Consider the following 14033-nt stretch of genomic DNA (forward strand, 5'->3'; position numbering starts at 1 on the left):
CGGTCTTCGGTGCCCGTGAACCTCGTACGGCCGCCGCTCCTTCCACGGGGACCCCGCTTCATGGTGCGGCCCGGACAGGGCGGTGCCGTGCCTGGAAGGCGCCGCCCTGTCCGGGCCGCAGCACGCGGTCATTCTGCACAGCGCCCCCGCTTCGGCCATCCGCATGCGGCATCCGGGGCACGTCCGCGCCCGACGGGCGTGTGGCGTGGCGGGCACGGCCGGTCACGCTCAGCATGAGGAGGTGCCCTGCCGGACCCCGGGCACCCCGCCCGGTGCGGGGGCGTCCGTGCGTCCGGCCCCTCGACGAGGAGCGTGCCCATGACCTTCAACCCCCTGGAGCAGCGGGGCATCCCGCTGGACCGTCAGCTGCGCAGCTGGCGCGAGCTGAACGTGGAGCCCATCGACCCGGACCGCTGTGACCCGTACACGCGGTGCCGGATCATCACGATGAACGGGATCGAGGTGGAGGCGATCCTGTTCAGCCACCAGCTCGCCCGCCACACCCGCGACCCGGAGATCAAGCGTCAGCTGGCCCAGACCCGGTACATCGAGGCGCAGCAGCAGAAGGCGGTGAACTGGCTGCTCCCGGGTGTCTCCTCGGTGCTGGAGACGACCATCGCGTACGAGCAGGTGGCCGTCGACCTGACCGCCTGGGTGGCGCGGATGGAGCCGGACCCGTACCTGAAGCAGGCCTACCAGTTCGGTGTGCTGGAGGACTTCGACCACCTGTACCGGTACGCGAACCTGTACGAGATGATCGAGCACCGCAAGGCCGAGTCGATCGTCGACAACCTGACCGAGGTCATGCCGGGCCGGCCCACGCGGTACCACCACCGCGACCCGGTCGACAACGTCCGCGACCCGTACGCCAGGGACCAGGCCGACCCGCTGTCGAAGCTGCACGCGCTGACGATCATGTCGACGGAGCAGCAGACGATGAACTTCTACATGAACACCGGCCCCACCTACATGGAGCCGATCGCCCGTCAGCTCTACCAGGAGATCGGGCTGATCGAGGAGGAGCACGTCACCCACTACGAGTCCCTGGTGGACCCGGGTGAGACGTGGTGGGAGCAGCTCGTCAACCACGAGTACAACGAGTGCTACCTGTACTACTCGTTCATGGAGCAGGAGAGCGACCCGAAGGTCAAGGCGATCTGGGAGCTGCACCTGAACATGGAGCTGGAGCACCTGCGCATCGCGTGCGACCTGATGCGCCGCCACGACGGCCGCGAACCGCAGGAGGTCCTGGCGCCGGAGCTGCCCAACGTGATCACCTTCGAGCCGAACAAGGCCTACATCCGGGAGCTGCTGGACACCCAGATGGACCTGACGACGCTCGGGGCGGGCTACGTCCGCGAGGCGCACGAGCGGTTCGAGAAGATGCAGGAGCGGATCCACGGCGGGGAGAACCCGCCGAGCGACCGGGTGATGCACGAGCACCACGAGATGTTCGGCCGCGAGTACCGCGTGCAGACCGAGGGCGAGCACCCCGACCCCGCCCAGCGCGAGAAGTAGGGAGGGGATCGCATGTCCGACTTGCAGACTCCGCAGGCCGGGGACGACCGTTCCCGGGACGACGACGTCGTCTCCCTGCTGATGCGCCAGCACGGCGACATCCGCAACCTGTTCGACGAGGTCGAGGCCACCAGCGGCGAGGAACGGCGGGACGCCTTCCGGCGGTTGGTGCGGCTGCTGGCCGTGCACGAGACCGCCGAGGAGGAGGTCGTCCACCCCTTCGTCCGGCGGTCGGTCGACGGCGGCCAGCAGATCGTCGAGGACCGGCTCGCCGAGGAACGGGAGGCCAAGGAGATGCTGGCCGCCCTGGACGAGATGGACCCCGACGGCCCCGACTTCCTGCCGCAGCTCATCACGTTGCGGCGGGACGTGCAGATGCACGCCCGGGCGGAGGAGCGCTACGAGTTCACCCACATCCGGCGCAGCACCGACGTCACCGGCCTCGCCGCGATGGCCAAGGCCATCAAGGCCGCCGAGGCGATGGCGCCCACCCGGCCCCACCCGGGTGTCGAGTCCGGCGCGAAGAACATGGCGCTCGGTCCGGTGGCCGCCCTCATGGACCGCACCAAGGACACCGTGCGCAAGGCGATGGGCAGGAGCTGAACCCCACGACGGGCGCCGGCCGGCCGGGCTGACCGGCGCCGCGCGGGGTAGACGGCGAGCGGCAGCCGATCGTTCGGAAGGACGGATTGCACCGTGAGCACCCCTGACCCGTGGCCCGGCGCGGCCACCGCACGACGTACCGAGCCCCGACGATCGCTGCTGGTGTGCGCGGTCATCGGGGCCGCCGTCATGGCGGCCGTGGACGAGATCGTCTTCCATCAGATCCTGCACTGGCACCACTTCTACGACCGCTCCACGTCGGATGTGGCTCTGATGTCGGACGGGCTGCTGCACACGGCCTCACTGCTGGCGCTCGTCGCCGGGTTCTTCCTCTTCGCGGATCTGCGGCGGCGCCGGGCGCTGGCGCCGGGGCACGCGTGGAGCGGGGCCTTCCTGGGCGCGGGCGCCTTCCAGCTGTTCGACGGGATCGTGGACCACAAGGTGCTGCGCGTGCACCAGGTCCGCTACGGCGTCGACGTCACCCCGTACGACTGGGCGTGGAACCTGGCCGGGCTGCTGCTGTTGCTCGTCGGAGGCTTCCTGCTGGTGCGTGCCCGGCGGGCAGGGAGGCGGCGGCCGTCGTGACGGCCGGTCCGTTCGCGGCGCCCCTGGCGCTCGCCTGTGTGCTCGCAGCCGTCGTGTACGCAATGGGCGCCGCCCGGCTGCGGCGGCGCGGTGACGCCTGGCCGTGGCGGCGGGACTGCGTCTTCGCCGTCGGCTGTGCGGCCGTGGTGTGGGGGCTGGCGGGTCCGGTGCCGGGCGGGCCGTTCACCGGGCACGTCGGCCGTCATCTGCTGGTGGCCATGGCGGGGCCCGCGCTGCTGGTGGCCGGCCGTCCGCTCACTCTGCTCCTGCGACTGCTGCCGCCCGGCGCACCGCGCCGGGGTCTGCTGCGGGTGGCGCACTCCCCCGTCGCCGGGTGGCTGATGTTCCCCCCGGTCGCCGCGGCCGTCGACATCGGCGGGCTGTGGCTGCTGTACCGCACGGACCTGTGGGCGGTCGCCCACCGGCACCCTCTCCTGGGCGGTCTGCTGGAGCTGCACATGCTGCTGGCCGGTCTGCTCCTCGCGATGGCCGTCTGCCGGCTCGACCCGGTGCGCGGACGGTGCGGTCTGCCGCTGCGGGCGGTGACGCTGCTGGCGGCGGGGGCGGCGCACGCCGTGCTGGCCAAGAGCCTGTACGTCGCCGGGCCGCCGGGGACCGCGTTCGCGGCGGCCGATCTGGAGGCGGGGGCGCAGCTCATGTACTACGGCGGGGACGCCGTGGAGGTGTTCCTCGCGCTGGTCGTCGCCGTGCAGTGGTACGCGGCGACCGGACGGCGCCGGGCGCGGCAGGCGGCCCGGACGGCGCGGGGGAGCGTCCCCGCGGGTGCGCGCTGACTCGGCCTCCGGTCTACAGGCGTACGACGATCAGGGCGATGTCGTCGCGGCCGCCGTCGGCCACGCCCAGCCGGGTGAGCAGGGTGTCGGCGAGGGGCTCCGGGTCGAGGTCCGCGTGGCGGGCGAGCGTGTCGGTGAGGCGCAGCAGACCCGCGTCGATGTCCTCGCCCCGGCGCTCGATCAGCCCGTCGGTGTAGAGCACCAGGGTGTCGCCGGGCGAGTAGGGGACGGTGGCCTGCGGGCGCCGGGTCTCCCCGGTGAGGACTCCCAGCGGCGGGTCGGTGGCCTGGTCGAGCAGGATCACGGCGCCGTCCCGCCGTCCCAGCACCGGCGGCGGGTGGCCGGCGCAGGTGTAGGTGATGCGTCGGCCGCGGGTGTCGACGACGGCCTTGGCCGCGGTGGTCGCCAGCGCGCCCTCGAAGGTCTGGGCGTACCGGCTGAGGAGGTCCATCGCCGCGCCGGGTTCGTGCATGGCGCGCACGGCGGCGGACAGGGCGCTGCGCAGCATGCCCATGACGGCCGCCGCCTCCAGGCCGTGGCCGACGACGTCGCCGACCGCCACCGTGAAGCTGTCGTCGGCCAGGTCCACCACGTCGTACCAGTCGCCGCACACATTGAGGGAGCGGGTGGCCGGCATGTAGCGCACCGCTATGCCGCGGTGCGCGGCCAGGTCCGGGGCGTGCAGCATGACGTCCTGGAGGGCCAGGGCGGTGCGGCGTTCCCAGTCGTGGGCGGCGCGGAGCTTTTCGTTGGTCTCCTGCAGTTGCCGCGCCTTCGCGTACAGCTCCGCCTCCGTCACCGCCCGGACCCGCACCCGGCCCGTCGGCGTGTCGTGGACGGGGCGGGACAGCAGGAACTCGGTCATGTCCTCGATGCGGTGGACGATCCACTCGATCTCGCCGTCGGGGCCGAGAACGGGCGTGTTGACCGGCGACCACCAGCGTTCCTCGAAGGCTCCGGGCCGGCCGGGCACCGCCAGGTCGTACCGCTGCGCGGCGAGGGCGTCGGGTTCCTTGGACCGCAGGACGCGCTGCAGGGAGGCGCTCAGATTGCGGATGCCGTCCGCCGCCGGGTCCTCGGGGTTGTCCGGGTAGATGTCGAAGAGGTACTGGCCGATCAGCTCGTCGCGGGTGCGGCCGGTCACTCTGAGATACATCTCGTTGACGTCGACGACCATGAGGTCCGCGTCCAGCACCAGGTACGGACTGGGCAGGACGGAGAAGAGGGTCTGGTGGTCGACCCGCGATGGGCTCATGTGCGGTCTCCCGTCGGCGCCGGCGCGTCACCGTCAGTATGCGCCGCCGAACTCCGGTCCGTCGGGTCTCCCGGCGCCGGAGGGGGCACGGGCTCCGCGCAGGAGTGCCGCGGGCCGGCGGAGTCCCCTCGGGGGACGCGGCGACGACGCCGCCCGGCGACCGGGAGCGGGCGCCATGACGCTGACCACCGTCACCGACGTCTCCGTCGGCGAGGCCGTGCGGGGCCTCGGTCCGGCGGACGAAGGGTCCGCGGTGGAGACGCTCACCGATCCGGGCTCAGCACGCACGGCCGTCCGGCCCGGGACCCCTCCGCAGCCGTGCGGTCACGCAAGGAGCGGACGCCCGGTGAGCTCCGGGCGCACGGCGGCGGGCAGTCGGTGCGGCGGCCGGCCGCCTGGGGCCGACCGACGAGACGGTCCTGCTCGTCCACCTCGTGATCGTGGGCCGGGGCACGCGGCTGTTCCCGGCCGGCGGTCCGGACGGCGCGCTGGAGCCGGTGGGCTCGCGGGCCATGCCGGGCGGGGTGACGCCCCCGGTCTCCACCGGCCCGCCGGCCCGGCCGCGGTACGCCGCGGAGGTACCGGACCGGACGTCGTGACGTGGGCTTCCGCACCGGGTCAGAACGGCATCTTGCCGCGCGCCCGGCGGCCGGCGGAGCCGCTGCGGCCGACGGCGCGGGAGCTGGAGCTGAAGGGCTTGCTGAGGAGCCGGCCGAGCGGACCCGGGGCCTTGGAACCGGCGCGCGAGCCGAAGCCCAGGGTGCGTTGCGTGCCGTTCTGCGGGTGGCGGGACAGGCGTGGGACGAGAAAGGCGAGCAGGGCGATGACCACGCAGACGGCGATGATGCCGACGACCATCATGGAGACCTCCAGGGGTGTTCCGGTGAGGCGGTGTACCGCGGACCGGGCGGTCCGTGCGTCCACTCGTTCCCGCTCCCGGCGCGAACACGCTTCCGGACCCGTGTCTCGTGCCGGGCCGTGCACCGGGCTTCACGGGGGCACCGTGATCCCCACGTGATCGTGGGCGCGTAAGGTCCCCCGGGCCGCGAGGAGTTCGTGGCGCCGGTGAGGAACACGGGGTACGGGGGCGGGAGATGAAGTACCGGTATGCGGCGGTACCGGCCGTGGCGGGCGGGCTGATGCTGACGCTGCTGCTGTGGTGGGCGGGGGCGAGCGCCGAGGCGCTGGACCTGGACGGCGCCACCGGCGCGCTGGGCGTCGAGACGGCCGCCGCGCTGCGGACCTGGCTGTCGCCGTGGGCGTACGACTCGCAGCCCGGCGGTTCGGTCGCGGTGACCGCCGACGGCCCCGGCCACCTCGCCCTGCACGACACGGCGATGCAGATCCGCTTCGTCGCCGTGTTCCTGTTCTACGCCGCCGGGGCCCTGCTGCTGGTCCGGCGGCTCCCGGCGGAGCGCGGCCGGGTCTGGCAGGCGCTGCTCGCGCTGTGGGCCTGGGGCGTGGTGGCGGGGACCCTGGCGGTGACGGTGTCGGCTCCCTGGATGATCGCGTCCGGCGGGCGCGGGAGTCACCGGTTCCTGCCGCAGCTCGCCGCGCTCTCCGCGTCCGGGCGGACGGTGCTGGTGCCGCTGGCGCTCGCCGCGGCGGTGTGGACGGTGTGCGTGACCCGGCTGGCGCTGGGGAACGCCGGGCCGCAGCCCCGCCGGGACGTCCCGGCGCGGGCCGCCGTCGTCGCCGCGACCGCGGGGACCGTGGTGGTCGCGGTGTCCGTGGTCGTGCTGTCGTACCAGGCGAACGCGGCGCGCGTCCAGACGGTGTTCACGGGTGACGGGCTCCTCGGCGAGCCGGGGGACCTGCTGCGCCAGTGGCTGCTGCTGAGCGCCTGGTCGGGTCCGTCCGGGGCCGGGTTCGGGGACTGGCTGTCGGCGCGGTTCGGGGACGTGCTGCTGCTCGTGGTGGTGTGGTGCGCGCTGCGGTGGCTGCCGGGGGCGCTCACCCGGGTCTCGGTCCCGGCGATGGCGGCGGGCGCGGTGTGCGCCGTCGTCCTCGGGCTGCTCGTGCGGCACCTGTGGCGCGTGGCCGTCGACGGCGGGACGACGTACCGGCATCTGCTCCGGGCGGCGTCCGGCCTCGGTGACGGGACGAGCGCGGCGGTGCTGTGGGGCGCGCTCGCGGGCGTCACGGCCACCGTGGTGCTGCGGATCGCGCGGCGGCGTACGGCGGCGCCCGCGCCGTCGTCGACGGCCGGTGCGGAGTCCGACGGGTAGGGTCGGTGCCGGTGTGTCCGCCGGAGCCGACGAGGAAGCGCATGATCGACGTCGAGGTGGTGCAGCTCCTGGTGTCGCCCTCGCACCGGCTGGCCGGGCGTCCCTCGGAGGGGCCCGCGCCCGGACCGGACGACGAGCGCGTCCCGCGCGCCGAGGTGCGGGCGAACCTGGGGCTGGTGGGCGACCGCTACTTCGCGCGGGCGGCGCACCGGGACGCCTCCGTGACCATGATGTCCGTGGAGAACCTCCCCACGGACATCGACCCCGCCGTCGACCTGCGTCGGACCCGGCGCAACGTGCTGCTGCGGGGCGTGGACGTCGACGCGCTGGTGGGCGCGACGGTGAGCCTGGACTGCGGGGAGGGACCGGTGCGGTTCTCGGTGAACCGTCCGGCGCGGCCCTGCGCGTGGATGGACGTCACCGTCGGGCCGGGCGCGCGGCGTGCGCTCCGGGACAAGGGCGGGGTCCGCTGCGCGCCGCTCGACGACGGCGTCCTGCTCGTCGGGCCGGCCCGGTTCGCGATCCTGTCGGAGCCCGCCCCGCGACGCCGCCCCGCGTGACCGAGGGGCGCCGGCCCGTGGCACAGGGCGCTGCTTGATCACGGCGTTGGCCCCGATGATCACCAGGCCGGTCAGCGTGTCCCCCGTCCCGGCCCGCAGCGGGGCCGGCCGGTTCCGGCCGGCGTGCCGCGCGGTCCACACGCCCCCTCCGAGGACGAGCGTGTCGACCACCGGGGCGACCTCGACGGCGCCGGTCTCCGGCCACCGGTCGGGGACCGCGCACAGCAGCAGGACGACCGTGGGGAGCGCCGCGGCGGGCCACCGGCCACTCCGGCGGCCCTGGCGCGCACGCAGTCCGGCCGCCGGCCCGCCGCGCTCGGCGGACATGCGGCGGGAGAGGACGTGCGCGCAGCCGTGCGCGGCCGAGGCGGCGACGGCGGCGAGCAGCACCCACAGGGCGTCCGGGCCGGGGGTGGCCCGCTCGTCCGGGGAGTCGAGGGCGGTCGCCAGGGCGCCGGCCAGGACCAGCCCGTGGACGCCGCCGAGCAGGCGGGGTTCCGGCAGGCGCCGCTCGCCGGTCCGCGGGGCGCCGGGCTGGGACGGCGGGTGGGCGGGTTCGTGCATCGCCGGCGGCCTCCGGCGGGAGGGGCGGGAACGGACGGCACGGCAGCGCGTGAGGCGGCCGGGAGGAGCGGCCGCCTCACGCGCTGCCGTGTTCCGGATCAACCGCAGGACCGCCCGGAGGCGACGCCCTTGCGCGGAAGCCGCCCCGTTCGTCCGAGTCCGCTACCGGGAGCCCGCGCACCTGCCGGTCACTGCCCGGCCGTACCGTTCGCTGCCCGCTGCCTCCGGGCGGCCATGACGGCGTGGACCAGCACGCCGCCGAAGAGGAACAGCACGCCCTGGTAGACGGCCTGGTGTCCGGCGCCGGCGACCAGCCACAGCGAGAACGCGGCGGCGACCGAGGCGACCACCAGGTCGCGGACCAGGCGCCCGCGGTCGACGCGGTCCCGCCGCCCGGAGACGAGGTGGAAGAGCTGCGCGGCCGTGGCGAGCAGGTAGGGCACGGTCGCGGTGAAGGTGGTGACCAGGACCAGCGTCTCGAACACCCGGGCCGTGCCGGAGGCGTAGTTGTACACGGTGAGCAGCGAGGCGAGGAGCACGGTGACGCCGACGCCGACCGTCGGCACGCCGCGCCGCTTCCGGGCCAGGGCCCGCGGGAACAGCCCGTCCTCGGCGGCGGCGTAGGAGGTCTGGGCGCTGAGCAGGGTCCAGCCGTTGAGGCAGCCGGTCATCGACACGAGCGCGGCGAGCGCCACCGCCCAGCCGCCCCAGGCGCCGCCGAACATGGCGTTGACGGCGTCCGAGAACGGCGCGCCGGACTCGACGAGCCGGTCGTGGGCGACCGTGCCGAAGACGGCGAGTGTGCCCAGCAGGTAGACGACGGCCGCTCCGGCGGTGCCGATGACGGTGGCGCGGCCCACGGTGCGCCGGGCGTCGCGCACCTCGCCCGCGCTGACGGCGGCGGACTCCACGCCGAGGTAGGAGAAGAGCAGGATGGCGGCCGCGGCGGAGACCGCGCCCATCGCGCTCTCCCCGCCCGCCTGGAAGGGGCCGAGGTTGTCGGCGTCGAAGGCGAACAGTCCGCCGACGGCGACGAGCAGCAGCGGCACCAGCTTGAGCACCGTGGACACCACCTGCACGGCGCCGACGCAGCGGGTGCCGGCGACGTTGGCGAGGGCGGGCAGCCACTGCACGACGAGCGCGGCGAGGCAGGCGGTCCACCGGTGCTCGTTCACCGGGATCAGCACGTCGAGGTAGCCGACGGCGGCCACGGCGAGGGCCGCGTTGGACACCCAGGTCGTGATCCAGTACGCCCAGGCGGCGAGGAACCCGGCGAAGTCGCCGAAGGCCTCGCGGGCGTAGACGTACGGGCCACCGGTGCGGGGGTCCCGTTCGGCGAGGCGTCCGAAGACCAGGGCCAGCGCGATCGCCCCGACGGTCAGCACACCGAAGGCGAGGAGGCTGATGGTGCCGTACGGGGCGATGGACGCGGGGAGCAGGAAGATGCCGCCGCCGATGATGTTGCCCATGACCAGCGCGGTGGCGACGGGCAGTCCGAAGCGGCGGGTGCGCCGTCCCGTGCCGCCGGGGCGGGCGGGGCCGCCGGACGTGTCCTGCGGGGCCGGAGCCGGTGGGGGGACGGTTCCGGTGACGTGCATGGGGTGGTGCGCCTCTCGTCGAACGGGTGCCCGGGATCGCCGGACCGGAGACATGGTCGGGCATGGCCGCGGAACGCTCCAAATCGGGCGTAATCGTCCTGTCGGGGACCGCCCGGCGCAGGAAAAGGTGCATTGTGAAGGCATGTGGACGCCGAATCGTCCGGCGGCGCGCGCGACCGCCGCGGACCTCTGCGCCGGTCGCGCCCCGGCGGTGGCGTGAGGCGCGAGCCCGTCCCCGGGCGCTGCGGAGGCGGCGCTCGCCCCGCACGGGGTCAGCCGCGCCCGACGGCCGCCTCGATGTGGTCGAGGCGGGCGTGGATGATGTCCTCGAAGGCGGCACGCCGGTCCGCGCCGAGGGGGCGCACGTCGCGCGCGAAGTGTGCCAGCGCCGGGAACCGCGCGGGGCCGGCGCCCGGGACCGCGACGCGGAACAGCTCCAGGCCCTGCTCCCGCTCCTCGGGCGTGACGGCGCCGATCCCGGCGTCGGAGGAGATCAGCGCGACGAGGAGCACCGCGAGGCGGTGGTAGCGCGCCGGGATCTCCTCGTCGGGCAGGCCCGCCGCGCGCAGCGCCTGCAGCACCTCCTCCATGATCAGCCGGGATCCGGCGCCGCTGGAGGCGTGGCGGCCCCACACCGCGGCGAGCTGGGGCTGCCGGGCGAGGGCGTCCCTGATGCGCAGGGCGAGGGCCGTGAGACGGCGGCGCCAGTCGCCCTCGGGGCGGTAGCTCCCATGCCGTGGGCGGGCCCCGCGGCGTCGCTGGTCTCGACGGTCGCGGACCTCAACCGCTTCTACGCGATGCTGCTGGCCGGGGGACCGTCGCCCCGTCCTCGCTGGCCGGGATGCGGCGCACCGTGCCCGTGATCTCCCAGGAGGGAAGGACGATCGACTACGGCCTCGGTCTGCACCCGCTGGAGTCCCTGAGCCCGGGACAGGACCCCTGCTGGGGGCACGGCGGCACGGTGTGGGGCGGCGGGACGCCGGCGATGGCGCGTGCCGACGGCGGCCGGCAGTGGTGTGTCGCCGTCAACCTCCAGCGGTGGAACGGGCTCGGCCCCTCCGGCCGCCCGGCACCGCACGCCATCGACGCGGCTCTGGAGGCCTTCCACCGCCTGGCGGCGAACGGCCGACCTGGCGTGTGACGTCGCGTCGGCCGCGCTCAAGGCCTGTCAACTCCCGGCCGACGGGCGGCCTGCCGGCCCTCACACGCTGTTGACGCCCCCGTCGCCTACCCTCGGTGCAGGAGGCACCGGACAGCGGTGCCGGGCCGCGTCGAGGAGGCGGGGGTGCTCGGTAGAGGTGTGTGGCTGCTCGCGGGCGCCGTCGTCGTGGCCTGCATGATGCTGCTCGGCCCCAGCACGCCCGCCGGCGCCCCCTTCGCCAGGACGGTGCCGGTCGACGCCGCGAAGGACGTGGTGCCCAACCGGGTCATGACGTGGAACCTCTGCAACCCCTGCGAGGAGAGCGCTGTCGACCGGGCGGCGGAGATCGCCGCGTACGCGCCCCAGGTCGTCGGCCTCCAGGAGGCGTGCGTCCGGGACGTCGAGCGGATCAGGGACCACCTGGCCAACCTGCACGGGCTGGACTACCACGTCGAGTACGGCCCGGTGCTGCGCAACTGGAGCCGGTGCGGCGGCGCTCCGTGGAAGCCGGGCGGTTACGGGCAGGCGCTGCTGTCGGCGGCCCCGATGACCGACGTCGTCGCGGAGGAGTATCCGGACGGCGGCTCGGAGGACCGCGGCTACCTCGCCGTCACCACGGAGGTCGCCGGGCAGACCGTACGGGTCTTCAACACGCATCTGGCGCAACGGCGTCAGGAGGCGGTGCGCGAGAAGCAGACCGCGGTGCTCGCCCCGCAGGTCGCCCGGTACCCGCGGGCCGTCGTGCTCGGGGACTTCAACGCCGTGCCGGACTCCCCCGAGCTCGCTCCGATGTGGGCGCTCGCCGAGGACACGGACGCCGGGTGCCGGCCGCCGGCCGCCGGCGCCTGCGAGCCGACGACGGACTGGCAGAGCAAGTTCGACTACGTGTTTCTGCGCGGCATTTCGGCACTGGGGCACGAGGTGCGGCCCAGCCGGTATTCCGATCACCATCTGCTGCACACCGACGTCACCGCGAACTGATTTTGTTAGGACGCCCGATTCGCGGATACACGTTCGGCGAACCGACGTCAAAGGAGTCAGTGATGGGCATTATCGCTTGGATTTTCATCGGTCTGATCGCCGGCGCCATCGCCAAGGCGCTCATGCCGGGCAAGGACCCGGGCGGCATCATCATCACCATGCTCATCGGTATCGCCGGTGGTCTGCTCGGCGGTTTCCTCGGCAAGGTGATTTTCGGAGTCGACTCGGTCGACGGCTTCTTCGACCTGTCGACCTGGATCGCGGCCATCATCGGCTCCGTCATTCTCCTCGCCCTGTACCGGATGTTCACCGGTCGCAGCCACCGAGGCGGTCACGCCCACGCCTAAAGGCGTATTCGACGGTGTGATGTGACACCCGCAGGCACCGGCCTGCACTCGCGGAAGGCCCCCGTCCGAGGACGGGGGCCTTCCGCACGCTCTCTCACGCTTCGTCGCGTCCGGTGCGCGGGCCGGTGCGGAGATGGGCGCGGACGCCCTGGAGGCCGAAGAGGACGAGGAGTTCGACCGCCTTGCCGTCGGCGGTGCCCAGCCAGTGCGGCAGGGAGGTGTCGAACTCGGCCGCCTCGCCCGGCGACAGCGTCAGGTCGCGCTCCCCGACGAGGAGCCGCAGCCGGCCGTCGAGGACGTAGAGCCACTCGGCACCCTCGTGGGTCTGCGGGGCCGGCTCGGCGGGCTCCGGCCGGGCGGGGATCATCAGCTTGAAGGCATGCACCCCGCCCGGACGACGCGACAACGGTACGTAGGTCATCCCGGACCGGGTGACCGGCTTCAGGTGGATCCGCGGGTCACCGGTGCGCGGCGCCCCCACCAGGTCGTCCAGCGGCACGTCGTACAGGCGGGACAGCGGCAGCAGCAGTTCCAGCGTCGCCCGGCGCTGTCCGCTCTCCAGCCGGGACAGGGTGCTCTCGGAGACGCCGGTGGCCGCCGCCACGTCGGCGAGGGTGAGGCCGCGTCCCCGGCGCAGCGCGCGGAGCCGTGGGCCCACGGCGTCCAGCACTTGGTCATCCGTTCTGCCGTCCATGGGGGCCGGCTTGCCACAACGGCAAGATTTCGTGCCGGATCGGTGCGGTGCTGCCGAGACTGAGCGCATCGACGACCCGAGGGAGTCCGATGAGCAGTCCGATGAGCAGCACCGATGCGGTCACGTTCTGGGACGGCGTTCACGCCGCCCGGCCCGCGGCGGACAGCCCGCCGCCGCCCAACGTCCGGCTGACGGAGACGGTGACGGGTCTGCCGCCCGGCGACGCCCTGGACCTGGGGTGCGGAAACGGCGGCGACGCGCTGTGGCTGGCCCGCCGGGGATGGCGGGTCACCGCGGCCGACATCTCGGCCGTCGCGGTCGGACGGCTCACCGCCCTGGCCCGCTCGCACGGCGTCCACGACCGGCTCACCGCCGTCCGGCTGGACCTGCGGACGTCGTTCCCGCCCGGCGCGTTCGACCTGATCAGCGCCCACTATCTGCACACCCCGTACGACCTGGACCGGTCGGCCGTGCTGCGTTCGGCCGCGCACGCGCTACGGCCGGGCGGGCGCCTGCTGGTCGTGGACCACGGCTCGACCGCGCCCTGGTCATGGAACCAGGACCCCGGCATCCGCCACCCGAGCCCGCGGGAGGTCGCCGCGGGTGTCGGGCTCGACCCGGCGGTCTGGACGGTGGAGCGGGCCGACGCGCCCCGCCGCACCGCGACCGGGCCGAACGGCAGCACGGCCGAGGTGACCGACCACGTCCTGCTCGTCCGGCGTACCGCCTGAGCCGGCGCCCCCGGCTCGTGAAGGAGAACGTCATGCCCGCCCCCGCACACCACCGCCGTCGTCGCGACACTCCCCCGCCCCGGACGGACGGCGGCGAGACCGAGGTGCTGCGCGCCTTCCTCGACCACCTGACGTGAGGGGAGCGGTCGCTGTTCCTCGGGGAGACGGTGACGGACTGGCCGTCCACGTTCCACGCCGGCCCCGAGGACGGTGTCGCCGACGTCGTGGCCCGGTACCGCGCGGCGGTCGAGCGGGCCGACGGCGTCCTCGACGGGTGCGCGGATCCCGCCGCTCCCCTCCCCCGGTCGCGGCCGGGACGCCCCGCCCCCAGCGTCCGCTGGGCCCTCATCCACATGATCGAGGAGACCGGGCGGCACGCGGGGCACGCGGACATCCTGCGCGAACTGGTCGACGGGGCAACGGGACGGTGAGCG

At 74.2% G+C, this 14033-nt stretch carries 13 protein-coding genes and 3 pseudogenes; 11 read left to right on the forward strand and 5 right to left on the reverse strand.

Features of this window, described 5'->3' with window-relative positions:
• Nucleotides 1-318: 318 nt before the first annotated feature.
• The 4 genes from C1708_RS01590 (at nt 319) to C1708_RS01605 (ending at nt 3500) form a co-directional block, all read left to right on the forward strand.
• Nucleotides 319-1518, forward strand: a complete 1200-nt coding sequence (locus C1708_RS01590) for a hypothetical protein (RefSeq protein WP_106410932.1) — start codon at nt 319-321, stop codon at nt 1516-1518.
• A gap of 12 nt (nt 1519-1530) precedes the next feature.
• Nucleotides 1531-2121 carry a hemerythrin domain-containing protein gene (locus C1708_RS01595; RefSeq protein ID WP_106410933.1) on the forward strand — a complete coding sequence of 197 codons (591 nt, stop codon included), beginning with the start codon at nt 1531-1533 and terminating at the stop codon, nt 2119-2121.
• 93 nt (nt 2122-2214) lie between these two features.
• Complete coding sequence (locus tag C1708_RS01600) at nt 2215-2706, forward strand: DUF2243 domain-containing protein (RefSeq protein ID WP_106410934.1); 492 nt, start codon at nt 2215-2217, stop codon at nt 2704-2706.
• Nucleotides 2703-3500 carry a cytochrome c oxidase assembly protein gene (locus C1708_RS01605; protein ID WP_106410935.1) on the forward strand — a complete coding sequence of 266 codons (798 nt, stop codon included), beginning with the start codon at nt 2703-2705 and terminating at the stop codon, nt 3498-3500. Before C1708_RS01600 ends, C1708_RS01605 begins: the two co-directional genes overlap by 4 nt.
• A 13-nt stretch (nt 3501-3513) precedes the next feature.
• On the opposite strand, the gene C1708_RS01610 is transcribed toward C1708_RS01605, so the two are convergent.
• Nucleotides 3514-4755 carry a PP2C family protein-serine/threonine phosphatase gene (locus C1708_RS01610; RefSeq protein WP_106410936.1) on the reverse strand — a complete coding sequence of 414 codons (1242 nt, stop codon included), beginning with the start codon at nt 4753-4755 and terminating at the stop codon, nt 3514-3516.
• A 618-nt stretch (nt 4756-5373) separates the two neighbouring features.
• Entirely contained in the window at nt 5374-5616 is a 243-nt protein-coding gene (locus tag C1708_RS01620; RefSeq protein WP_106416098.1) for a DUF6411 family protein, read from the reverse strand.
• 233 nt (nt 5617-5849) lie between these two features.
• Here C1708_RS01620 and C1708_RS01625 point away from each other — a divergent pair, with 233 nt between their 5' ends.
• Together C1708_RS01625 and C1708_RS01630 are read left to right on the forward strand one after the other, a co-directional pair.
• Nucleotides 5850-6983 (forward strand): hypothetical protein, encoded by a 1134-nt coding sequence (locus C1708_RS01625; RefSeq protein ID WP_106410937.1) that lies wholly within the window; start codon nt 5850-5852, stop codon nt 6981-6983.
• A 41-nt stretch (nt 6984-7024) separates the two neighbouring features.
• Nucleotides 7025-7543: a molybdenum cofactor biosysynthesis protein gene (locus C1708_RS01630; protein ID WP_106410938.1), complete on the forward strand. Its 519-nt coding sequence runs from the start codon at nt 7025-7027 to the stop codon at nt 7541-7543.
• Nucleotides 7544-8295: 752 nt separating this feature from the next.
• Here the strand turns inward: C1708_RS01630 and C1708_RS01640 are convergent.
• Both C1708_RS01640 and C1708_RS01645 read right to left on the reverse strand, forming a co-directional pair.
• Entirely contained in the window at nt 8296-9705 is a 1410-nt protein-coding gene (locus tag C1708_RS01640) for an amino acid permease (protein ID WP_106410939.1), read from the reverse strand.
• A gap of 272 nt (nt 9706-9977) precedes the next feature.
• Nucleotides 9978-10430 (reverse strand): annotated as a pseudogene (locus C1708_RS01645) (TetR/AcrR family transcriptional regulator C-terminal domain-containing protein); the annotation flags it as partial.
• Between C1708_RS01645 and C1708_RS01650 the strand changes: the two are divergent.
• From C1708_RS01650 to C1708_RS01660, 3 genes and pseudogenes are all read left to right on the forward strand, one after another.
• A pseudogene (locus C1708_RS01650) lies at nt 10425-10846 on the forward strand (serine hydrolase); the annotation flags it as partial. The pseudogenes C1708_RS01645 and C1708_RS01650 sit on opposite strands and share 6 nt — an antisense overlap.
• Nucleotides 10847-10990: 144 nt before the next feature.
• Nucleotides 10991-11827: an endonuclease/exonuclease/phosphatase family protein gene (locus C1708_RS01655; protein ID WP_198602374.1), complete on the forward strand. Its 837-nt coding sequence runs from the start codon at nt 10991-10993 to the stop codon at nt 11825-11827.
• Nucleotides 11828-11889: 62 nt separating this feature from the next.
• A complete protein-coding gene (locus C1708_RS01660) occupies nt 11890-12174 on the forward strand; it encodes a GlsB/YeaQ/YmgE family stress response membrane protein (protein ID WP_106410941.1) in 285 nt (94 codons plus the stop codon).
• Nucleotides 12175-12268: 94 nt separating this feature from the next.
• Here the strand turns inward: C1708_RS01660 and C1708_RS01665 are convergent, their stop codons facing one another.
• Nucleotides 12269-12868: a helix-turn-helix domain-containing protein gene (locus tag C1708_RS01665; RefSeq protein ID WP_106410942.1), complete on the reverse strand. Its 600-nt coding sequence runs from the start codon at nt 12866-12868 to the stop codon at nt 12269-12271.
• Nucleotides 12869-12969: 101 nt separating this feature from the next.
• Here C1708_RS01665 and C1708_RS01670 point away from each other — a divergent pair, with 101 nt between their 5' ends.
• Nucleotides 12970-13599, forward strand: a complete 630-nt coding sequence (locus C1708_RS01670) for a class I SAM-dependent methyltransferase (protein WP_106410943.1) — start codon at nt 12970-12972, stop codon at nt 13597-13599.
• Between the two features lie 32 nt (nt 13600-13631).
• Nucleotides 13632-14030, forward strand: a pseudogene (locus C1708_RS01675) (mycothiol transferase).
• Nucleotides 14031-14033 lie beyond the last annotated feature (3 nt).

Source organism: Streptomyces sp. DH-12 (genome assembly GCF_002899455.1).
Taxonomy (GTDB): domain Bacteria; phylum Actinomycetota; class Actinomycetes; order Streptomycetales; family Streptomycetaceae; genus Streptomyces.